This window comes from uncultured Pseudoteredinibacter sp., from assembly GCF_947502065.1.
Classification (GTDB): Bacteria; Pseudomonadota; Gammaproteobacteria; order Pseudomonadales; family Cellvibrionaceae; genus Pseudoteredinibacter.
Genome location: NZ_CANMYE010000001.1, coordinates 709575 through 732837, shown reverse-complemented (window position 1 = coordinate 732837; position 23263 = coordinate 709575). Strand labels below are relative to the sequence as shown.

The window sequence follows — 23263 nt, the reverse complement described above, 5'->3', positions numbered from 1 at the left end:
AGACAGATTAGCAGCCAAGGTATCGAGCTGGACGATTTAGTAGGAATGGCGGTGTTTGTAATATTTAGATTTTTAGCTTCCTCAAGGAACATAAACCCCAAGAAAGTTAACGCTTTCTAGGAAAGTTTTTTAACCTTTGAGGAAACCAAAATGAGCTTTAAACAACTTCTACTAGGCCTTGTGGCTACCGTTTTAGCATCGGCTGGCGCCTTGGCCGATAAATACCAATTCAGCGCACCTGCTGTGCAAGGCTACGATGTAGTGTCTTATCACACAGCTAAACGCCCAATACGCGGCAATGGCAACTTTGTGGCTACCCACAATGGCGCCACGTATCAGTTCTCAAGTAAAGCTAACCTGGCAAGCTTTAAAAGCAACCCAGAAAAATATGTACCAGCATACGGTGGCTACTGTGCCTTTGGTGTATCTGTTGGTAAAAAATTCATAGGCGACCCTGAAGTATGGCGCGTTGTAAACGGCAAGCTCTACCTAAACCTAGATACTGGTATTCAGGACGAATGGTTTAAGGATGTACCGGGCCGCATTAAGAGCGCGGATGCCCAGTGGAAAACTATTAAAGACAAATCACCTGCCGAACTGTAAACCCTTCAAAAAAACGAACCCACACTTTGCGCCATTTGAAGCACAAAGTGTGGGGCTCAGTAGTGTAAAGGATTGGAATTATGAACATTATCGACCACTTGAGTTTAGGGGTCAGCTGCATTGATAAAGGCCAAGGCTTTTACAATGAGCTAATGGCAACCTTAGACGTAAAACTGCTTGCTAACACAGAAGGCTTTGCAGCCTACGGGAAAGATACTGTGCAGTTTTTAATTATGAAACCCGAAAATCAAGAAGCAGCCAGTGCTGGCAATGGTTGCCACGTTAGCTTTATCGCTAACAGCCCAGAGGCAGTGGATAACTTTCACCGTGTAGCTGTGGACAATGGCGGGTATTGTGCAGGCGAGCCAGGGCCAAGAAAGGCCTACCCAATACCTGATGTTTATACCTGTTTTGTGCGCGATCCGTTTGGTAATAAATTGGAAGCTATTTTTGCTGGCTTTAATCAATAATTTGAGCACTTATGCCCTGCATACAGGGCATAGCTCTGAGCTCTAGGAAATTCCCATTCGCATGGCTTTTCAAGGCTTTAAGCCCCTAAACAACACCCAAGCTCTCATGGGGCCCAAACACTTCATAGTGAATCCTATCGCTATCGACCCCCAACTCTAACAACTGCTGTTTAATAGCAGTCATAAAAGCCACCGGCCCACACATATAAAAGTGAGCCAATTTAAGGTGAAGAGAATCTTGCAAAGGGGCCAGCTGCATGAAACCAGATCGCTGGCCTACAGGATTGTTTTCATAGCTCTTTGAGCTACCTTCTGCATACCATACATGACTTTGCCAGGCGCTTGCTAGAGCATGATCACTAGCCATGATTTCTTTCAAGGTTTCAGCGAAGGAGTGTTCTTCTGGGTGATTACAAGCATGCAAATAAAGCAGCGGCTGCTTGCTACGCTGTTGGTACAAGCTTTCTAACATAGCTTGCATTGGTGTTAAACCCACACCCGCGCTAAGCAATACCGTGGGCGCTTGCCTTTCTTGATAATAGAAATCCCCACAAGGCGGCATAATCTCGACCGTATCACCAGGCTGCAGCTCATTGTGCAGGTAATGAGAAACAACGCCCGGATGCTCAGTCCCCTCGCGTTTAACCGAGATCTGATAGCTTTGTCCGTTCGAACATGCCGATAAGGAATATTGCCTTATTTCAATGTTTTCGGCTGTGCTAGGTTTAACTTTTATCCCTAGATATTGCCCGGGTTGATAAGCTACAACTGGCTGACCATCTTCAGGTCGAAATACAAAGCTGGTTACCAAGCTAGACTCTATCCGCTTCTCACTGAGTACAAAACGCCTTTCGCCACGCCAGCCACCAAATTGCAATTGAGCACCGCTGTAAATTTCCTCTTCACGTCCAATGAATATGTCAGCTAAAAAGCCATAAGCCTCTACCCAAGCGTTCTCAATTTCGGGCGTAAAGTCGTCCCCTAAAAGCTCACGCAGAGTTTCAATCAAATGGAGCCCAACAATATCGTAATGCTCTGGCTGAATCGAAAAGCTACTGTGCTTGTGGGCAATGCGCTCTATCGCGGTGCTTAGAACCGCTAAGTTATCGATGTTTTTGGCATAGGCCGCAATGGCATCATAGAGCGCTGCCCTTTGCTTGCCAGAACGTTGATGACTCATATTAAAAACATCCTGCAGCTCAGGATTATGCAGAAACAAGCGCTTATAGAAGTGGTCGGTCAGGACTTCTGATGCACCCTCAATAACGGGTACAGTGGCTTTCACCACCTGTATGGTTTGTTCACTTAACATGTATTTATCACTCGATTGTTTTACGGATTACTTGGCTTGCTAGCCAGGGACTGAAGTATTACGCCGGCCATACAGCAAGGGTTGCCCACGCTACTTTCTTTTGAATTACACAGAGCCCAGCTATTAATACTCAGATACGCGGTTCTCGTTAAAAGTACTTTTTTAAAAGCTCCTTATTAAGGTGCTTTTTACATACCCCTTTTAAAGGTGCATGTTATATACTTTTTATAGGCGGTCAAGTTATAATTCATCCAGCAAGCTTAATCCTACAAAAGGACGAGAAAATGAGACTAACCAAACACACGGATTATGCTTTTCGAGTTTTGATTTATATCGCCTCAATGCGTGAGGAAAAGACAACCATTCAAAAGCTCTCACAAGCTTTAGAAATCTCAAATGACCACTTAAAAAAAGTGGTTAACAAGCTAGCTTCCACCCATTGGATAGCCGCCAGCCGAGGTAAAAATGGCGGTATAAAACTAGGCATAGCCCCCGAGGCTCTAAAGCTGCGTGAGGTGGTAGAGTTAATGGAACAAACCCTAAGCCCAGTGAATTGCGAGGCCCCGCTTTGCAAACTAAACCCCCATTGCCATCTGCGCGGTATTCTAGACAATGCCCAGCAAGCATTTATGGAGAGCCTGGACGCCTATACCCTAGCTGATTTAGTAAAGGCCCCCATGCCAGAAACAATATTGGCGATTGAGGTGTCCTAACTACCGCTACCTCTACATACTTACATTCATCCTCCACGTAATTGCTGCAAGCTGCAAGCTGCAACAGCACCTTCTCTAACATTAGCGGTAGCAAATTACTTTGCAATCATGCCCGAATAGTATTTGCTAGAGTTTCTTAAAAATGCTGAACAAAGACTAAAAATCAGCACCCACGATTGCCTGCCTTTACAATTAACCCCTTTAACTTGAAAAGTGCATAGTCAACAATAAAGCTGCCCGCTACCCTAGATGACCACTTGTTAATTGACGCCAATTTATCTAGATTGCACCTCCATTCTGTTGATTTCCAGAAAAAAATTCAGTAACAAAAAGAGCATATTTTTTGTTTTTCGCCTATAACTTTAATTAGGCTATTGAAACGCCAAAAAAGCAGGCAATTCACTCCCATTTTTTGTACTTGATATCGAATATAGATTTATATGTTAGTGTTTTTATATGAATCAACATGGACCTTATGTCCCTCTAATTTTTCACAGCGAAAGGAAGTGAGGCGAAAGCGTTTTTATTGTGTATTAGCACTGCAGCTATTTACAGCAATCAGCTACGCAAGTAACAAAGATACTCATCAGGCTCTATTTTATAGTGGGCACCCTATAATCCACAAAGAATCTGGCTCCAAGGGGGTTAACAATGGAATCTTATCTCAAGATAATGAAGGCCGCCTATGGCAAGCGGGAGTTACAGGCTTATCTTGGTATGATGGTTCAGAATTTCACGTCGCCTTTAATGAACAAGGAAAGGTAGCATTTGGCGGAGAAACGGTAGAAAATTTCACGTTTGACACAAAAAATGGCTTTTGGATTCTCAATAGAATCGGTGACATCCACTTCTACCACATTAAAAATACTAAAGAATTCTTATCGTTGAACGAGAAAAAATTCAAAGTAAGCAGTTTCGTAGAATATTCTGAAAACGGGAAAATTCTATTGGCGACTGATAAAGGGTTTTGGACTGCTCAATACATCGACGAAGAGATCAGGCTAGATAAACCTGAACACTTACCCCAAATAACCGATATTAAGATCATGCAAAAACATGGTGACACCGTTTATTATTCAAGCCAGTCCAAGATACATAAACTCGATTTAAAAACCACCAAGACCGAACCCATATTGAGCTATCAGGGATTGCTTGGAAATCACATGTTAATTGATCGAAATAACAACATCTGGCTAGACTTGGATAACAGCTTAGTGAAGTTCGAGGGTGGAGTTGAGTCTTTTAGAATGGATGAAATTGATATTAACGAGCTAATACAGTTCGACGAGGGTGAGATTTGGCTGGCCATATCTGGCAAAGGATTATTAGTACTTGATAGCAAAAACGGAAATTTGCTAAGGAGAATGAACGAACCCAGCGAAGAGCAACTCTCAATTAACTCCGACTTGGTTAGAGACCTATATCAAAGTAAAGAGGGTATTATTTGGGGTTCAAGGTTTAATAAAAGCATTTTTAGAATTAACCCAGGCTACAGAGCCATCTCAAACATAGTAAAAAACAGTAAGAGCAAAAACAGCCTTATTGGAAACTCTATTTACTACATCCTGCAAAGACAAAACAAAGATATTTGGTTAGGCCACTCTGTCGGTGGAATTACCATCCTAAAGCCAAACGGCCAAGTTAAAAGAGTAATAAAAGCTGAGGAAAACGATAAAAACAATAATAAAAATGAACTAAAACTGCCTAACGGTGCGGTTTACACAATGGCCGAGGATTATAGCGGCCACGTATGGATTTCAATCAAAGGTAAGGGAATTTATAAAATTGATGCTAATCTAAAAAATATTGAACACATCTATGCCGACAAAGATGGGGAAAACAAGTACTTTAATTTGGTAATTAGTCGCAATGGAACTCTATTTTTATCTGGAAACAAAGGCCTTTTTTACTTAGACAATATCGATTTAAGTAGAAAGGACTCCTTTGAGCCTCATAACGTTGACTTCTACACAAAGACAAATCACACCTTTGAGGACAAAGATGGTAATTTATGGTCTGCGGGCCGACAGTACATCGCCGTGATCCCCAGCGGGGAACGTCATGTAAAAACCTATATAAAATCCAAGGATTTTCCAGCAGCTATAAAAAGAAAATACCTAACCTCTGCTTTTAAGGGAGTAAGCAACCAAGCTTACTTGGGTATTGGGAAACTGCTTTTTAGCGCCAATTACAACCCGAAAAAAAACTCTATTGAATACAAAAAAAATCCCATCAGCGATCCAATTTCAGGAAGATACTATGAAAAAGATGGATTCCTGTGGTCACCATTTTCTCGGATAAATTTAAAGGACAACTCCACTGAAACGTTCGGAAAATCTGACGGCCTATTCCCCACTCTAGATTTTTATTTCTCTAGAACAATTTTACCAGACGGAAGCTATCTTCATGGCTCAGCAGACGGATTAATCGTTATTCGACCTGAATTTCTCAAACCATGGCGCTTTGACCCAGCTGTGGTGATCACTTCTCTTTATGTTGACGGCAAGCCTTATGAAGGTGACTGGAAGAATTTAGTGCTTACCCCCGAAAACGATAGTGTGACTATAGCAGTAGCTTCTTTAGACTATACAGCCCCTAATTCGACTAGATACGCTTATAGAATAGCCGGTTATCAAGACAGTTGGATTGAATCTGATTCTCAAGGGCGTCGTTTTAGCCTAAGTAACTTTTCTGCTGGTGATTATGTACTAGAAATCAAAGGGAGTAACCGAAACGGAGTATGGGGGTCAAAACCGCTTCACATAAATATTTCTGTTCAACCTAAGTGGTTCGAAACCTACTGGTTCCGTCTTCTAATCCTGCTATCAATTGCGGGCCTTATTTGGCTGTTATTTCTACTTAGGGTTCGGCACCTAAAAGAAAAACAGATCGAGTTAGAATCACTTGTGAACGAAAGAACCTATGAATTAAGCCAGTCTTTGGAGGAGTTAAATACCACCAAAGATCAACTTATCGAAAGCGAGAAGCACGCTTCACTTGGAAAACTAGTAAGAGGGGTATCACATGAGCTCAACACACCTATTGGCATACTGAGCTCCTCAAATAGCTTAATTATAAATTCCACCTCTAATATCCAGCTATCGCTGCAGCAAGGTACCCTCACCGAGCCCAAGCTGCTATCATTCGTGGAATCCGTTGCCAATAATTCATCATTGTTGAAAAAAAATATTGAACGGATGGCAAATTTAACTTCTCGCTTTAAAGAAAGTCTTGCAGAAGATTCAAAAATGCAACTAGTCGATATAAATCTAAGTGAAACAATTAGACGTTGCATTATTCCTTGGAAAGTACAAGCCAATGAGATTGGGTTATCATTTGAGATAGATTGCGATGAAACTATTGGCCTAAGATCTTACCCTACCGTACTAAATAGCATATTGAACCAGCTGATCGAAAACGCGATTCAACATTCTTTTTCTGCAGATAAAATGAAAAATAGAAAACCGACTATTTATATTAAAATACGTCAATTTACATTCGATGGGGTTAAAATTGTATTCGCTGATAATGGTTGCGGAATGGATCAAGACACCTTAACGGAGATATTTGAGCCATTTTTCACCAAATCAACAAAAGCTCAAAATATCGGATTGGGACTTCATTCTGTAATTAACTGGGTCACCCAGTCACTGAAAGGGAAAATCAGCTGCCGATCAAAACCAGAGCAGGGAAGCATGTTTGTGCTGAAGCTAAAACACCTTTCAAATCCATAGCAAGCTTAAAAAACCTTATCTATAGGCGGCCATTCGAGAGATCAATATTTCTTGGCGAGCAAACCTAAATCTTGATCTTTTTCAACAAGCTCGATTAATACAGATAAAATCGCATTTAAAACCTACAAGCTAGAACCGACCCACGTTATAATCGCCCGAATAAATCCTGAGAAACGCTCGCTGTTACCCCCATTTGAGGACTGCTATGCTTCCCATACTCTACTCCTTCCGCCGCTGCCCCTACGCTATGCGAGCCCGCCTAGCGATACACTATTGCGATGTGGAAGTAGATCAAAGAGACATTCTGCTAAAAGACAAACCCAAAGCGATGCTTGAGGCCTCACCCAAAGGCACCGTGCCGGTATTAGTACTAGCCAATGGCGAAGTAATTGATGAAAGCCGCGATATTATGATGTGGGCCTTGCAACATGGTGAAGATAAGCACGGCTTGTTGGGCGATCAAGAGCAGCAACATAAAATAGAAGCCTGGCTAGATGACTGCGATAACAACTTTAAGCCAGAGCTGGATAAATACAAATACTGGGTAGGCTACCCAGAAGCTAGCCAACTCGATTATCGTCAACGCGCTGAGGTGTTTATACAAGCACTGGAAGACACACTAAACCAGCACAACTATTTACTGGGTGAAAAGCTCAGCGCCGCTGATATTGGCATCTTCCCTTTTATACGACAGTTTGCCAATGTAGACATAGATTGGTTTGGGCAAGCGCCTTACCCCAAAGTACAACAGTGGCTTGGGGGGTTAGTAGGTAGCGATGAATTTATTGCCATTATGGTGAAGCGGGAGATTTGGTCTGAGGCGTAGAAGAACTTAGCCTTGCTTAAATTCAAGCCAAAATTCAAGCCAAAATTCAATAGCACACGCCCAGCCACTACTAGGATTTATCGGCTCACCTAATCTACCAGCCACCTTCAGTTTTATCTCTTGCCCGAAATTTTTCCCTTGGGCTTAGAAAACCCTCTTATTGCATGACATAAAAAATCAATTGAGGCGTTACAAATGCTAACTACAACGCCTAGACACACGATGCCCCGATAATTGACAAGGCAATATAGAAATGAAAACCCCAGCTACACTATAGATACCTAAAACAAACCACCACCTAGCTCTCAATGCTGATTAGAACACTGCGGCTCACTTATTTTTTTGCAATATTGCTGCCAGCACTAGCCTCGCCAGTGTCATCAAGCAGCCTATTTGAACAAGCAGACACATTTTTCTACCCCATTAAACACAATGAACAGATTCCCTGGGGTGTCGTTACAGCCCTCATGCAGGATCATGAGGGCTATATATGGGTCGGATCCCAAAAGGGGCTTTTGCGCTTTGACGGTTACCGATTTACGCATTATGCACCCGATCAAAATACCCCAGGCGCACTTGCTAACTCATGGGTTGAATCGCTTGTTGAAGTCAGCCCAGGTAATATTTGGGTGGGATCACGAAAAGGATTTTCCATATTCGATACATCCACAGGAACATTCAAAAACTACCATTCCATTGCTGACGGTGAAGTAGAAATATCCATGCTCCACGTTTCAGACATGTTACCTAAGGATAAGGAATTATGGGTCGTTGCGAATAAATCTATTGTTCTGGTTAATCCATCGACTGTAACAGCGAAGCTTATAGGTAGACCAATATTTCAAGAAACTGAAATCAATGTAAATTCCATACTATTTCGAGACGACAGAAGCCTTTGGGTGGGGACGAGCTCTGGGCTATTTGTATACGATATGGCTAGCGGCGAATTCACTAAAGTTGATAAAGATATAAGCAGCAACATCAGCAGTATCACCCTAGATTCTGCAGGTAATCTATGGGTTTCAACCTTAGGGCATGGTTTACGCAAAATTGCGAATGCCGATAGTTTGGCTCTTGAAGACTTGCAAAGCACGCTTATCGGCGAAGGCCGATACAGCGGCACCGTCCCTATATCCGACACCGAAATTTGGGCGATGGCACACTCCGGTGGAATCATTATTTACAATTCCCAAAGCAATGAAAAAATTAAGCAAATGCTACCCGATCCTCTCATTGAGCATTCGCTAGCATCCACTGATGTGCAGGCAATTTTGAAGGATAGATCGGGTATCGTTTGGGTTGGCCAGTGGGGGGGAGGCATACGTCTTTATAACGCACAAAATCAATATGTACGCCCCCTCTCCCTTCGGTCAGTAGGCAAACAGCAAACAGGCTTTCAAAGGGTCGAAAATATAAAGGTTACAAAGCAGACAGGTATTTGGCTACTCGGTGGTAAAAAAGCCATCAGCCTCGATCCAAGCCAGAACTACAAAATTGACAACTGGCCCACACTTAATGAGTTTTTGAAAGACGCCGACGACGCAATCATCTACTTTTCCACAAACAGGTTAAATCCTGACGGCAGCGAAATTCTCTATTTTATGGCCGGCACCAGTTTGTTGTTTTCTTTCCACCCAAATACTAAAACTATAGAAAAGCTTCCAAACTCCGACGCGCTTGATTGCCGGGATCCAACAGGAATGCTGTTCGACAAGCTTGACCAGTTATGGTTGAGCTGTCATTCGGGATCCAAGTTAATTCGTTACGACATAAAAAATCACGGTATTACATTTATTAATGAAAACCAAAAAGAATCTATCGGCTTAATCAACAACCTTCAAAAAGGGCCCGATGGAAACTTTTGGATTAGCTCTACAAATGGGCTTTACAAATTAATCCCGTCCAACTCAGGGAAAATCGATCTGCTGCCGATAGAATTTTTTTCAGGCCACCATATTATATCGGTCTTGTTCAACCAGGACGGTGATATTTGGGTTGATGGCTTTTCCGGTCTTTTCCAAGGGAAAAAAAGCAACGGTAGTTGGACCTTCACCCCTATTGCAGCTACGGATAAGCAATCCTCTGACCAGCAGTTTGGTAATATGATGTTTGACAACAAAGGATGGATTTGGGGAGATGAAGGCGCGCTCGACACAGGGAGCTTAAGCTTTCACCCATTACGCAAGGGAGACGGGCAAAGGCTTGGCCCTAATTGGATTGGCTCTTTTGGAAAGCTTGATGATGGCACGTTGCTATTTGGCAGTGACAACCAACTCATGGTAATTCGCCCTGAAGCGTACACTCCCTGGGACTACGCCGCGCCAATCGTTGCCACCCGCGTACTCATCGATAATAAACCCCTCGCCACAGTACCTGCTGTTATAGAACTGGATGCCAATAATGAAAGTATTTCGATCGACATTGCACTTTTAGACTATTCCAACCCTGAGGGAAGTACATACGCATACAAGCTAGAGGGCTTAAACAGCGATTGGCTTTACACCGATGCCGAGAATAGAAGGATCAATTACACAAATTTGCCTGCAGGCACTTACAGCCTCAAGATAAAAGGTGCCAACACATCCAAACAATGGAGCCCCTTAGAAAAGGAAATCACAATTATAAAAGCGGCCTCAGTGCATGAAACCGCTCTGTTTCGCATCGCCCTAGCTATCTGCTGCTTGGCTCTTATATGGGCAGGTTACCTCTTAAAACTTAGACATCACCGAGCACGCGAGCGCCAACTCAAAAGCCTTGTAGACGAGCGAACCCTAGAGCTACAAAACTCCTTGAACGACCTACAAGCCACTCAAGAAAAGCTCATCGACTCAGAAAAACAGGCTCTTCTTGGCCGTCTAGTTCGCGGGCTAGCCCATGAACTCAACACTCCATTGAGCGTAAGCAAAATGGCAGAATCGGTTCTGGGAGAAAAAATAACAGAAGCGGCCCGCTTTATTGCCGATCATTCTGAAAGCGCCGGTCATCGTTTTTATCAATCGACCAATAAAACCCTAAGCCTTTTGCGTGATAATTTAGAAAAGTCTGTAAACCTTGTACGCCACTTCAAATCTGTTGATATAGAAGAAGATCAAGATACGCAACAGTGGGTATCAATCAAAGCACATATTGAAATGTTAATGGAGACATCGGAACTGCCCTGCAATATAGATGGCCCCGATGTTGAACTGTACTACCAGAAAAATCTTTTAGGCCAAGTAATCAAAGAGCTGCTAAAAAACGCCTCTAGTCATGGCGGCGATGATATTTCCATTCATTACCAGATCAAAGGCAAGCCTGAAGAACCGCTTTTGGAAGTCAGTGTTCACGATCACCTATGCGGCATAAAGCCAGAAATCATGGAAAAAATGTTCCAACCTTTCTACAGCTCCAAATCCGGTGGCGGCTCCCCAGGGCTTGGCCTATACATGGTAGAAAACATTGTTCGATTTCGCTTACACGGCAGTATTGATACCAAGAGCGAATTGGGCGGGCGCACTGAATTCACAATTTGTCTTCCAGTACAGATACGTGGAGCCTCGGAAAAATAAACACAGACCTTTTGCAGCTAAGCTACAGAAGCCAAACCATCCAGTTTGAATGCCACCCCCCTGCCAATGGGATACTGCCTGATAATGGATAGCGGAGCATAAACCCTAGAAATATAGCGTTTTAAGCGAGTTGAGGGAAATATAGAGTCTGTCTTATTGGAGGCGGTACCAATGGTATTTTGAACTGATATATCTATTTACATAACCGACCATTTCATAACAAAATCAAATGCACTGTTGGGCATCCTGATGTTTCCTTTTGGACGACAACTTAGCTTTATTTAAATCTGAAATTAAAAATGAGGTGATTGGCCGAGCCACCGTATTCTCGGGGCTAAGCCAGTGGAAGTGGATGTCCTCTATTTTTATTTACAAGCTACAAGCTGTGCACTTTTGTTCACCCTAATGGATTCATACAAACCTTAAGCTTATGACTAAAAGAGCCAATGAAGGTGAATGTCCTTAGTATTTAATAACAGCCCATTAATCGCTGTAACCCCAAGGCGCTGCTGGTGGCGAAATCGCCTTAGTTAAATCAAAGTCCACTCTAAATTCACGTCCTTCACGGACCATGCGATAAGTGAACTTATCAGGGTAAATGAACATTTGCCAGGTGTTGCCACTCGATTGCGGAATACCATGTTTGGCAAATAGCTCTTTTGAATATTGATCGGCAGGAAACGACTGCACGCGATCCCAGCCCCCATCAAGCGTATGCCCGCCATACATAGTCGAGTCATCATAACTACCATCAGCTTTGCGATGATCGTGTTTTAACGAAATACCAGAGCCCGTTTTGGTTAAAATCCAAGTGCGTGAAGCATCATCACCTACGTGAAATGGGATCTGTAATTCACGCTCACTACAACGGCGAACATGCATGATTAATTTCTTGCCAGCAAAACCGCCGCCTTTAGCGTTGTCAATGGTAATTTCCCCCTGGTAAGCTTTGCCACAATGTGTTTTTAAATGCTCAAAAAAAGCATCATGGGTTGCGATAGACACCTGTGGCGCAGGCAAAACCACGGATTTACCACTCGTGTTCTTTGAGCCCGCTGCATCCACAGCGACAGAGCTACCAAGAGCAATAACAACAATAACTAAACTCGATACAATGGGTATTTTCATAACAACTCTTAATCCTTTTGCTAAAACAAAAATAGCTCTGTCAAAAGAGCTATTGAAAATTATCGGCTACCAGTGATGGTTCACTGTGGCTGGGATGGAATTATAAGCAGACCAGCTTGAATGCCATCCCCCGTTAATGGGGTAGAGCCTTAAAAGCTTTGATTTGAACGACTATAAGGGCCATTTGGTTCTACTTTTCACTGAATTCAGATAGGTAGCAGCAAATGTAGCACCAGATAGCACCAGGTGACAATCAATCTAGCTAAACCTTGCTGGAGCCAAAATAGTCTGTAGACCATGATACTACTGGGCTTAGCGATGATATTGGAAGCTACTGGATGTTGAAGTGGTGCCCGGGGCCGGACTTGAACCGGCACGCTATTGCTAGCGGGAGATTTTAAGTCTTTAACACGATTTCTTTGAAGCTCTTTGCAGTAATATATTTTTTCTTTTAAATACAGCTAGTTATAAAAATTAATTTAGTCTCCTGGCACCGAATCTATTTGAAACATTTTGATAGTTTTTGCTGTTTTTTGTACAATTTTGTCTACTATACGTCTACTATGGGAAAAAATAGACGAAAAGGGAGACTTTTTACAAAGAGTTTGCGCCTCTCAGCCCATAATAGACACGTAATAGACCGCACCTTGTTTTATGGAGCAAAACGAACGTGGCAAAACTGACTAAATCCTACATAGATCGCCTTCCCCTCCCCCCTAAAAAACCCAACGGGGCGGCCACACAGAGTATTTACCGTGACGACGCCATTCCAGGCTTTGGTATCCTTGTTGGCAGCGGCGGAACCAAGTCGTTCTTTATTGAAAAACGAATCAATGGCCGAGTTAAGCGTATGAGCCTAGGTCGCTATGGCCACCTCACTCCCACTCAGGCCCGCTCAAGAGCCATGGAAACATTGGGAGAAATTGCCACTGGTAAAGACCCCGTAGCTCAAAAGAAGGTTTATCAAGCACAGCAAATCACTTTGCTAGAAGCCTTTGAGGACTATCTAGACATTCGTAAAGACCTGAAGCCTGGAACAATTAACAACTATAGAAAGTGTTTAGACGGCTGCCTTAAGGATTGGCAAAAAAAACGCCTTGCCGATATAAGCAAAGATCAGGTTGAGGAACGCCACCGCGAGATAGGTCAACGCGCTCCAGCCCGAGCAAACAACACCATGCGGGTACTCCGTGCTGTCTTCAATCACGCTATCGCCAAATTTGAAGACGAGAAAGGTAAACCCCTATTGTCTTTTAACCCTGTTGATCGACTCAGCCAAAACCGAGCTTGGTATCGAATTGAACGTCGCAGATCATTCATTAAATCTAACGAATTGAAGGATTGGTACGAAGCGACACTAAATCTTGAAAACGAAGTGAGCCGGGATTATTTGCACTTTGTATTATTAACCGGTTTGCGCAAGATGGAAGCCGCCAAACTTACTTGGGAGAACATCGACTTTAAAGACAAGAGCCTTACCATCCATGACACTAAAAATAAAATGCCCCACTCACTTCCTTTGACCGACCACCTAATGGAGATACTAATACGGCGTAAAGCTTGTACACGCTATCAATGGGTATTCCCCAGCCCGGTCGACAATACTCACCTGCGAGAGCCAAGAGGATCTATAAAACAAGTATCACAGGTGCTAAGCGAGCCATTTACACTGCATGATTTACGGCGTACCTTTATCACCATCGCCGAGAGCTTAGACATACCAGCCTACGCCCTCAAGCAGCTGCTGAACCACAAAGACCCCAATGATGTAACAGCGGGATATATTATTGCCAGCACAGAACGGATTCGAGAGCCCATGAATAAAATATCAAGATATATTGTTGATCACTGGAATAACGGCGCTCTAGAAAACCCCAAAAATTCATTATCAGAAAGCCTATGAACATGAAAAAGACCCTTTTATTAGGCCTTTTACTGAATATTTCTGCACATGTATGCTCAGCAGGAAGTTTTGACATTCCCAAGTCAGTATACGACGAGGAAAATAGAGTCATCGAAGAGTCAAAAAAGCACATTGCGAAGAGCGAAGCCCAACTCAATTGGCTAGCCAACTTCTTGCTTAGTGACGCCGAAATAGCATACGTAGAACGCAGAAACATGACTACAGTGGATTTAGCACATTACAGCGAACCACCAAACAAACTGCCAACACCCAGACCTATCGGCAATCCAGCTCTCAATTCCAAAATATTATTCGTACTGGATGCGGCAAAAATAAGGCGTATAGACAAACACGGTAAAGACCTACGAAGCTACGCTGGGAACGCGACAATCGGAACGTACACAATGAGATCAAACCTAGTTCACCTAACCAATAAGCCTCCTGAAACCATGACATGCTCAAACCAGGATCACTCCTCAAGCTTTAGGCAATGCACTGCTCACTTAATAGGAAATTGGTACCTCAGTTTTGGATGGTCTAGCTCTACTAAATAAAGCCCAATGCACTAATCGCCCTGGATCAACAAAGATGACAGAAGAAGATTTAAACAACTATCTACCCCTTTACAACAGACCACTTCTGACCGAAATAGCAGAGTACTTAGAAAGCCATTACTCTCCAGACAACTACCCCAACGACCCAGATCACAGAGTCGATCAAAGCTTGTTTGAATATACCGAACTCCAGATTGAAAAAGCACAAAACCAAGAATCTGGCCTAGGGGGGAAACTCGCTCAGCTATTCTTCAATGCACCGGCATGGCTAAGCGCCTACCTCCTGAACGCAAACTCCCAAGAAGCGATAATCAGTAAAATCGAAGACGATATAAGTGCAAATGAGTTTAAAGATATTATCGAAACTTGGGGCGACGACCTAAAAGGTTTAGAAGTAATCCTGCACCAAGGTGTTTTGCTGACAGCCAATTCTATAATTAGGCTTAGGGACAAGGAAAACCAGCTATTGGCAAGCTCGCCAGAAGTTAGCTACATCGACGCCAATAGTGCCTTACAGGAATACACCCACAGCATAAGCAATGCTTACACTGCACTGCGCATTAACCGATTTACAAACGCCCTGTTACTACACCAAGCTAAACTAAAGAGCACCAAATCAAAAGGGGGCAGCAAATCCAATAAAGAGCCTATTTTCAGCCTGTTCATAGAGTGGGCGTTTGAACATGGGAGCAAGCTTCCAATTCGATACAGCAGTGATGCAGCGAAGTACTTTATTGAAAACGAACTAAAACAAACACACCCTGATTATTATCGACTGGTCTCTACCAACACTCACAGAGCTATGGCCAAAAAACTCAATGAGCATTGCGCTAAAAACGATAAAGCAAACCCAATTACCAGCAAAGACCCTGTATAAATAACAATCAGGGAGAGCATTTAACTTAGTTATCTGCTCTCCGCCAGCAACCAACACAGTTAACACCCTTCCCCAGGTTTCAAATACTCCAGCGCATCCTGTAACTTGCCCTCCACCAACTGAGGAGCAAATCAAATGCAAACAAACTTACTAACTACCAAACAAGCAGCAGCTCACTTGAATGTAAGCGCGGCCTTTCTGGAACGTGATCGCTGGGCAGGGGCCAAAGTGCCTTTTGTTCGTGTAGGTGCGCGCTCAATTCGATACCGCATGACCGACCTTAATCAATACATTGAGTCTCGCTCTTTTATTTCTACTTCTGAATACACCAGTAAACCTACATTGCAAGGTTAGTTTTTCGCGCCTGGGCTGGCCACAACTCTTAACCCACAATTAGGCTTTTACAATGAAACAAGTCACAGGTACACAAGCTAGCTCAAGTGCTGGTAACACTTCTCAATGCGAAGCATGGAGAGAAAGGATTTACCAACAACGCCCGAAACTTGCTTGGATCTGGCGTATCAAACACGAAGAACTGCGCAAGAAATCTGGCTACGTTGAAGCCAACCGCTGGCTATACAACCAAGTACAGCAATTAAAACTCGCCAACACCGGCCTCTATTGTGATAGCAACGATAATGAATTTGTCGACTACTGCGAAGCAAAGGCAAAGCTCACCGAAAAGCAGATTATCGAAGCATCCCACCTCAAAGGTAAACTGCTTACTTTAGAGTGCCTAACCGAATTTCTGGGAGAAGTTTGCTCACGAGCTGGAATAGAATTCCCAGCGAATCTGGAAGGCGAGAAAGACCCGATAAAAGCAGCCATAAGACGCCTAGTAGACCCAATATGGTGGCGCCGGCAGATACGCAAAAACGCAGCCCGCCAATTTGAAGCCTACGCGCACAAGCTCGGGCTTATTTCACAAACTCGCCAGATCTATTGCACCGACCTGACCCTACAACGGCGCACCCTACAAAAAGCCCGCAACCGCCATTTACTGGAGAATTTGGAAGCTGAAAACAGTACTGGCCAGGTTTACACGCTTGCAGAGCTAGCCGACCTTTCGGTATCAAACCCGATCAACCGTCGCAACGAACTCATGACGCGTATTCGCGGTTTTGAAGAGTATGCAAAATCTCACACTTACACCCAAGCCGACACGGGTGAATCACACGCTTATGACGGGCTGTTCCTGACACTAACCACACCCAGTAAATACCACTCCCAGGCCACAAGAAAGACGATTAAGAGCAAGAAGCTCAGTTATCCAAACCCCAAGTTTAACGGGTCTACACCCAGTGAAACCAACGCATACCTATGCAAGCTTTGGTCAAAGATAAGGGCTGAGTGGAAGCGCCAGAACATATTTCCATTCGGTTTTCGTATGGCTGAACCCCATCACGACGGAACGCCCCATTGGCATATGGTGCTATTTCTACCTAAGCACCAAGTAAACAACGCGGTAAGCATCTTTAAACACTACGCCCTACAAGAAGACGGTGACGAGGTAGGCGCGCAAAAAAACCGGGTAGACGTGGTCAACATAGACCCAATGAAAGGCAGTGCCGCTGGCTACTGCGCCAAATATGTTGCCAAGAACATCGACGGATTCGGTGTGGAAACCGACTCCTACGGTAAAGACGCGATCATGTCAGCCATGAGAATTGAAGCATGGGCCACGACTTGGGGAATTCGCCAGTTCCAACAGATTGGCGGCCCCAGCGTTACCGTATACCGGGAAGCACGCCGTATCGACACCGAGACAGATATCGCATTAGACCCAGTTGCTAAAGCGGTTATAGAGGCCGCGGACGCGGGTGACTGGCAGAGCTACACCGATTTAATGGGTGGCGCCATCTGCCCGCGAGTAGACCGTCCTATTCGCCCCATGATCATCCAAAGAGAAGAGCTCAACAAATACGGTGAAACCGTAAACTATCTAGTTGGCCTACTCTCCCAGAATCGCGAAATACTCACCAGAACCGAGACATGGACGGTTAGACCGATCTCAAAAGCTGTTCAAGAAGCCGGGAGCAACCGCACCAAACCCCATTCAACGGGGTTTCAACCCGAAGCCAACCCAATTATCGACCCCATAACAAATCCAGTAGCACTGGGTGATGTACCCACCACACCACCCAATACCACTGGGTTTGCGACCCAATGCCCCACCCAATCAAGCAACACAGCCCAACCCTATGACAACGCCATAGAACCCAATGAAAGTTCTTTTTCTTTTCAGGACGATTCATCGTCCACTTGGACTTGTGTCAATAACTGTACCGAATCACCACCCGATAAACCGGGGGGTGAGACCGGAATAAAGACACAAGGTAACGGCATGGAGGTGACTCAATGACCAATACACAATCAGCACCATTGATATCAGCTCCGGCTTATTGCGCGCACTGCAATTCAAACATAGCCGTGAGCTGCCATATGACTGAATATACGTTCATAGTAAAGTGTCACGAATGCGGCTGTAGATCAGAAGTTCTTGTATCGATCAAGGAAAAGGCTGGAGCGATACTACTAAAATTTGATTCATTTAAGATACCGCACCGACCACAGCACAATAAACACCGATCCAAAGCAGCCAACATCAAGTTTCAGGACTATGTAAACCAATTCCTCTGACAAATCACCCAGTGCTACTTCTGTGTCCTATTCGTCAATCAAATACAGTACTTGAGTACCAATATCTATAACTACTTACTCTAACCCCATCTTGACTCAAATTCCGAAAACTTAATAACCCCATATAGAACAATGAATTAGAATAAAAAATCGGCATGAAGAGCAAAAAGCAAACAACTTATCCACAACATACCCCCAAAACCATTAGCTTGATTATCCAAACAAAACACACTATCTTGCTAATAACTCCAAAGGAAGCACAATATATAGTGGAACAAATAGAAAGGCCTAATAGGAAAGGTTCCCACCCCTTACTCAAACTCTGACCTAAGAGTAAGGGGCGGAAAAGATAATGTAGCAACAGCAGGGCTATATTACCTTGCTTTAGTTCGTCACAACATTCGCACAAAGATAGTGGCTCTAAAGCACTCAGTTTTCAACTGTGTATTTATACATAAGTTGAATTCCCAATTACCTGCTTTAAATTAGGAGTCATTCACATGACGAATTTCTATGTAAATACCAATGCCCAACCTAATGGCGACCATGAAGTCCACCGGGACAACTGCCCTACACCCGCACTACCCCATAACAGACTAAACCTCGGGTATCACAGCTCTTGTGTTGAAGCTGTGAGGCTTGCGAAAGAAACGTACAGGCGAGCAAACGGCTGTAAAAACTGCAACCCTTCTTGCCATACTTCTTGAGGTGACGAACATGACTAAACGATACAAGCCTGGTCAAAAAGCCCCCAAGTCTGGACAGTATGAAATAGTGGGGCCACGAGGTGGCCAAACAGGTATAGAGCGCACCATTACCAAAGGTGAACCAATGCCTCCTACTCGGAGCCCTGGGCAGATGTATAAACTAAGTGACGCAACAAAACACAGATAGCCGGAGGCTCTCTGGGGGCTGTTAATACAGCCCCCAGAGAGCCTTGACGCAACATACAAACATCTAAGAACAGGATAATAGCTTTTGCTCACTAGGAATATAGATGTAGTACAGCTCCAATCAGGCTTCCTGCCCAACCAACCGAACAGTAGATAACTACAAAAACTGAGATCAGCACAGGAAATATATAGTCCGTGAATGCTGATCTATTAAAACAGACGTGTAGAAAACTAAGAATAATCTCCAAATACAAATATCTCATTGGGAAAGGCATTTCAAAGTTGCTAATATTTACTCCATGGAGGCCATTCTCTATGTTATCTTCTTGCCCATGATAAACCCAACTCCAACTTTTCAACGTGGTAAAATTTATCTTATTACCGGTTTTCATCGGGTGTTGCTTAAGAACAACCCTGTCAATTTTCAGCTTGCACATGTCGTTTAATAGATCAACATATACAGCGATAAATTTGGGGAGGCCTTCCTGACAAAAATACTGATAATAACGAAACAAAAAATATACCCAGCATACCCACAAAGCTACATAAACGGATTCTGGGCTCTCAAAACTATTAAACTGAACACCTAAGATAGAAAATTTTGATATTTCCAGTTTTGAAAACTTACAAAATATAAGCATCAAGCATACAATCAGCAAGTTTCTCCGCTGCCTGAGGAAACCGTCAGACATAAAATTCAACTCACTCATATTTAATCACCCACTGCATAAAACTGCTCTAAGTAGCACCCACATCAAACTCAATCAATTCCCCATCAACATCAAAAACAACACCATCGACTACTGTCTTCACCCTCTTATTCTGTAATAGAACGAGTAACTCGCGAATATAATCTTTATCATCCTCAATGATTATTTTCCCTTCCGAATCAAACTTTAACATCCAGTTTCCAGCTGAATCAGCTGCTGCTTTCAACTTATCCAACCAAGTTTTGCTACAGTAATAGCGTTTATCATGAACAGAAGCCAATTGTCTCATCAGGTGCTTATCATTCCCAATAAGATCTTGAAACAGATTCCGTCCAGACTCGACAATTGCAGCGCTGGAAAAAATCGAATCTATCGCCTCGAGTTTCTTTTCTTGCAACCGCTCATGATAATTCATAGCCGTTTCAAATCGCCCAATATTATTGATAAAAACGTCACCGTTAAACTGTATAAAATCCACATTGGGAGTTATTTGAAACCTTGGATCATTATCGACAGTTACTATCAAATCATTCTTGATAGGCTTAAAGTCTAAGAAGTTACCGGAAACCTTATTGGCAGACCATGCACTACTTAAATACGTAAAAGCAAAAATACTATCTTCATCCTCACCAAAAGTTAGCTGAATAACGTATGCATTATAGTTATTAAGTTCCTTAGGCGCCTTTACAAACTCCAACTCACCACAGGCAACAGCCTCTTCCATTTGAGAAAAATCAGTCGAAGTACTTTCAACATAAAAAAAACGGTTATCCTGATTTGTTTGAATATGCTTCAATTCACAAATGTAATCATTACCCCGAATACAATCCTCTACATAGTTTTGAAAAATCACTTGGTCATCACCGTGTATTTTCAAACGCTTAACATCGATAAAGCGCTTTTTCTTATTGCTAGTACTAATTTTAGCAACATAAAAATTAAGCACCGAGCCAGCAAGATCAAGCTCTTTTAGATCTTTCAGCTTCTGGTTTAGTATCGATTGACTAATCTCAACCTTCACAGCTTCCACTGCTGAAACGCCATTCAAATCTCCCATAACAGACTCCATCACTCCATTCATTTTTTAGGGAAAATAAAATAAATACCAGCAGTTTCTTTTATCTGTAGTATTTCATTTGACTCTACAACTTTGCCCAGACAAAGCACTGTCCCATTACCAATCGCTGCCCTACCAACCTCTTTGTATTCAACGTCATACAATCTAACCCCCATCAATAGAAACATCGGATTTAGAAGCGATATCTGTTCTTTTCGTACGAATGAAAATATGAAAACAAGAAAAATCAAAAGGGAAGCAATAGATTGATAATCCTCGTAGTCGAACGCGAACAAACCAATCAAAAACGGTAACGTATAATTCAACATATCACCTCGTATTTGATTAACTTTTTTAACTTTTACAGATGTCCCCCCCTCTTGATGCATCAATAGCTTTCGAACCATAGTTCCGACTATTAAGCTAGACAATGAAGAGAGAAGAAATAAACTCAAAGCCCAACCACTGATACTTAGCTCCAAAGACACGCAGCCAACACTTATACCCTCAACCTTATGGTCGACATCCCTTATTAATAGAATAAGAAACAATGGATAATAGGACGACAAAAAAATCAAAGCTTCAAACCAGATAGCCGGGGCCATGTCTTTTGGATTATGATCTATCACGTATCAACCTCGATTTCATTGAGTCTGAAATTAAATAACCAGATGAAATTTTCATAAATGAACTACACTTCAACAGACAGTCAAATTAGAATATTATCTACGGCACAATAAGCTGAGATGAAACTCTTTCCTTGAACCACACCTTGGCAGTCGCTACAGTTGCCAAATCCGCAACACTCACATTTAGATCGTTTAAACACTTTGGATGCGTGATTTTATTTCTAATTCTTATTGCTTCTTTCATTCTCGCCCAACCCTCATCACCATGTGGAAACTCAAAGCCTTTAATCCCCATATGCCTCGCAAAGCACTTCGGCATGAATTTTATGGCCTCCTCTAGTGGTAAATATTTATCCGCCGACTGCACAACTCCATTGCGATACACCTTTTCTAACAACTTGGCTCTCTGTTTAGGTGAGAAGCTCCCTAAATCCCCATGACGAATAATATCTTCCCTCAATGTGTACAGCACCCCTTCAAGAGCAGAAAGTACAGCCCGGATATAAGACCGTCGCAGAGTCAAACAAGATTGATCATTAACAACGTAACCAGCCATAATATCAATGTCTTTTTCTAGTTCCGCAGCTAATGCCCAAGAGCCAACCGTATTACTCATACACATCTATCCAATTGTGAAAATTCTTTTCATAACTCCAATGCACCAGTGTCATTAACAGTCATATTCAATTGCAATACTCAACTGATATTCTTCGTACCCCAATAAATGGAAAGTGAAAATTGAATTAGTTCGCAAAAGATAATTTAAGAGTTGAAACGTACCGCGAGGGCACTACAAACACAAAAGGGCCAAGCCTCAAGCCCAGCAAAGACGGCTTTTCCATGCGATACAACTCACATCCCTGATTAAGACAGAAACACACCCCCTTAAAATCACTATATCCGCAAAGAGCCAGCGAAGGCAGACTAAAGGACTGCGCTCCGGAGATTAATACTAAAGAACCAACTAAACAAGACCCTAATATATTTAGGGCTACGGTCAAATATTCTTAGTGAAAGGTAAACCAAGGAAATAGAGCGAATACAGCAAAAGATTATGCAAAGGAAGTGTCTACTATACGTCTACTATGAAAATAGTGTTAGTGTTTACTGTCGCTAGAAGTGGTGCCCGGGGCCGGACTTGAACCGGCACGCTATTGCTAGCGGGAGATTTTAAGTCTCCTGTGTCTACCAATTCCACCACCCGGGCATCGAGAGGTATTTTTTATAGTAGGTATGGCGGCCCTACTTTGATCAGCTTGGCTGATCTTGCCTTGCGGCGCTTAAGCTGAAGGGTTCAACTTAAGGAAAAGTGGAGGCGCGATCCGGAATCGAACCGGAGTAAACGGAGTTGCAGTCCGTGACATAACCACTCTGACATCGCGCCATCAAGGGCGGCAATTCTAATGCATTCACTTAAAAATTCCTAGTACTTTCTAGGACTTAGCGAATATTGCCTTCCCTTTTATCAAGGCCTTTTAGGGCTTTGATTTCAATAGAGCGGCTATTCTATGGATTCGAGGCTCTGTGTCAAGTAATGGCTTCTTTTCTGCCGTATCAAGCTATTACTTGGCCAAGTTGCAAACAAGCTGAGCGCTTATCAACCAGCAAGGGCTTTCGGCTAACATTAGGGGTTTTAACGCCAGATAGAAAAACGGGACCTATTTGG

The 23263-nt window shown here is 43.0% G+C and carries 17 protein-coding genes and 2 tRNA genes; 11 read left to right on the top strand and 8 right to left on the bottom strand.

All coding sequences use genetic code 11. From position 1 onward, the window contains the following. Positions 1 to 150: 150 nt before the first annotated feature. Both Q1A41_RS03240 and Q1A41_RS03235 read left to right on the top strand, forming a co-directional pair. A complete protein-coding gene (locus tag Q1A41_RS03240) occupies positions 151 to 603 on the top strand; it encodes a YHS domain-containing (seleno)protein (RefSeq protein ID WP_299974637.1) in 453 nt (150 codons plus the stop codon). An 80-nt stretch (positions 604 to 683) separates the two neighbouring features. Beyond that, a complete protein-coding gene (locus Q1A41_RS03235; protein WP_299974635.1) occupies positions 684 to 1073 on the top strand; it encodes a VOC family protein in 390 nt (129 codons plus the stop codon). Between the two features lie 85 nt (positions 1074 to 1158). On the opposite strand, the gene hmpA is transcribed toward Q1A41_RS03235, so the two are convergent. Then, positions 1159 to 2385, bottom strand: coding sequence for an NO-inducible flavohemoprotein (gene hmpA, locus Q1A41_RS03230; RefSeq protein ID WP_299974633.1), 1227 nt, complete (start codon positions 2383 to 2385; stop codon positions 1159 to 1161). Between the two features lie 284 nt (positions 2386 to 2669). On the opposite strand from hmpA, the gene Q1A41_RS03225 reads away from it, so the two are divergent. The 4 genes from Q1A41_RS03225 to Q1A41_RS03210 all read left to right on the top strand — a co-directional run bounded on the left by Q1A41_RS03225 (position 2670) and on the right by Q1A41_RS03210 (position 11206). Continuing rightward, positions 2670 to 3098, top strand: a complete 429-nt coding sequence (locus Q1A41_RS03225) for an Rrf2 family transcriptional regulator (RefSeq protein ID WP_299974631.1) — start codon at positions 2670 to 2672, stop codon at positions 3096 to 3098. A 440-nt stretch (positions 3099 to 3538) separates the two neighbouring features. Then, the gene (locus Q1A41_RS03220) at positions 3539 to 6832 is read left to right on the top strand and encodes an ATP-binding protein (protein ID WP_299974629.1); all 3294 of its coding nucleotides are present in this window, start codon (positions 3539 to 3541) and stop codon (positions 6830 to 6832) included. A 205-nt stretch (positions 6833 to 7037) separates the two neighbouring features. Beyond that, on the top strand, positions 7038 to 7658 hold the full coding sequence (locus Q1A41_RS03215) for a glutathione S-transferase (protein WP_299974627.1): 621 nt from the start codon (positions 7038 to 7040) through the stop codon (positions 7656 to 7658). A gap of 374 nt (positions 7659 to 8032) precedes the next feature. Further along, on the top strand, positions 8033 to 11206 hold the full coding sequence (locus tag Q1A41_RS03210; RefSeq protein WP_299974625.1) for a sensor histidine kinase: 3174 nt from the start codon (positions 8033 to 8035) through the stop codon (positions 11204 to 11206). A gap of 483 nt (positions 11207 to 11689) precedes the next feature. On the opposite strand, the gene Q1A41_RS03205 is transcribed toward Q1A41_RS03210, so the two are convergent. Beyond that, the gene (locus tag Q1A41_RS03205) at positions 11690 to 12334 is read right to left on the bottom strand and encodes a hypothetical protein (RefSeq protein WP_299974623.1); all 645 of its coding nucleotides are present in this window, start codon (positions 12332 to 12334) and stop codon (positions 11690 to 11692) included. 670 nt (positions 12335 to 13004) lie between these two features. Between Q1A41_RS03205 and Q1A41_RS03200 the strand changes: the two genes are divergently transcribed. The 5 genes from Q1A41_RS03200 to Q1A41_RS20360 all read left to right on the top strand — a co-directional run bounded on the left by Q1A41_RS03200 (position 13005) and on the right by Q1A41_RS20360 (position 19202). Further along, entirely contained in the window at positions 13005 to 14237 is a 1233-nt protein-coding gene (locus Q1A41_RS03200) for an integrase family protein (RefSeq protein WP_299974621.1), read from the top strand. Positions 14238 to 14825: 588 nt separating this feature from the next. After that, positions 14826 to 15668, top strand: coding sequence for a hypothetical protein (locus Q1A41_RS03195; protein ID WP_299974619.1), 843 nt, complete (start codon positions 14826 to 14828; stop codon positions 15666 to 15668). Positions 15669 to 15803: 135 nt separating this feature from the next. Beyond that, positions 15804 to 16022, top strand: coding sequence for a helix-turn-helix domain-containing protein (locus tag Q1A41_RS03190; RefSeq protein ID WP_299974617.1), 219 nt, complete (start codon positions 15804 to 15806; stop codon positions 16020 to 16022). A gap of 52 nt (positions 16023 to 16074) precedes the next feature. Continuing rightward, a complete protein-coding gene (locus tag Q1A41_RS03185; protein ID WP_299974615.1) occupies positions 16075 to 18030 on the top strand; it encodes a replication endonuclease in 1956 nt (651 codons plus the stop codon). 995 nt (positions 18031 to 19025) lie between these two features. Continuing rightward, entirely contained in the window at positions 19026 to 19202 is a 177-nt protein-coding gene (locus tag Q1A41_RS20360) for a YjzC family protein (RefSeq protein WP_363322333.1), read from the top strand. A 91-nt stretch (positions 19203 to 19293) separates the two neighbouring features. Here Q1A41_RS20360 and Q1A41_RS03180 read toward each other — a convergent pair whose 3' ends face one another. The 6 genes from Q1A41_RS03180 to Q1A41_RS03155 form a co-directional block, all read right to left on the bottom strand. Beyond that, positions 19294 to 19911, bottom strand: coding sequence for a hypothetical protein (locus Q1A41_RS03180; protein WP_299974612.1), 618 nt, complete (start codon positions 19909 to 19911; stop codon positions 19294 to 19296). 28 nt (positions 19912 to 19939) lie between these two features. Continuing rightward, on the bottom strand, positions 19940 to 20968 hold the full coding sequence (locus Q1A41_RS03175) for a Kiwa anti-phage protein KwaB-like domain-containing protein (RefSeq protein WP_299974609.1): 1029 nt from the start codon (positions 20966 to 20968) through the stop codon (positions 19940 to 19942). Between the two features lie 20 nt (positions 20969 to 20988). Next, entirely contained in the window at positions 20989 to 21597 is a 609-nt protein-coding gene (locus tag Q1A41_RS03170) for a hypothetical protein (RefSeq protein WP_299974606.1), read from the bottom strand. Between the two features lie 97 nt (positions 21598 to 21694). Continuing rightward, complete coding sequence (locus Q1A41_RS03165) at positions 21695 to 22213, bottom strand: hypothetical protein (protein WP_299974603.1); 519 nt, start codon at positions 22211 to 22213, stop codon at positions 21695 to 21697. Positions 22214 to 22717: 504 nt separating this feature from the next. Beyond that, a tRNA-Leu gene (locus tag Q1A41_RS03160) sits at positions 22718 to 22804 on the bottom strand. Between the two features lie 103 nt (positions 22805 to 22907). Next, positions 22908 to 22981: transfer RNA gene (locus Q1A41_RS03155), tRNA-Cys, on the bottom strand. Positions 22982 to 23263 lie beyond the last annotated feature (282 nt).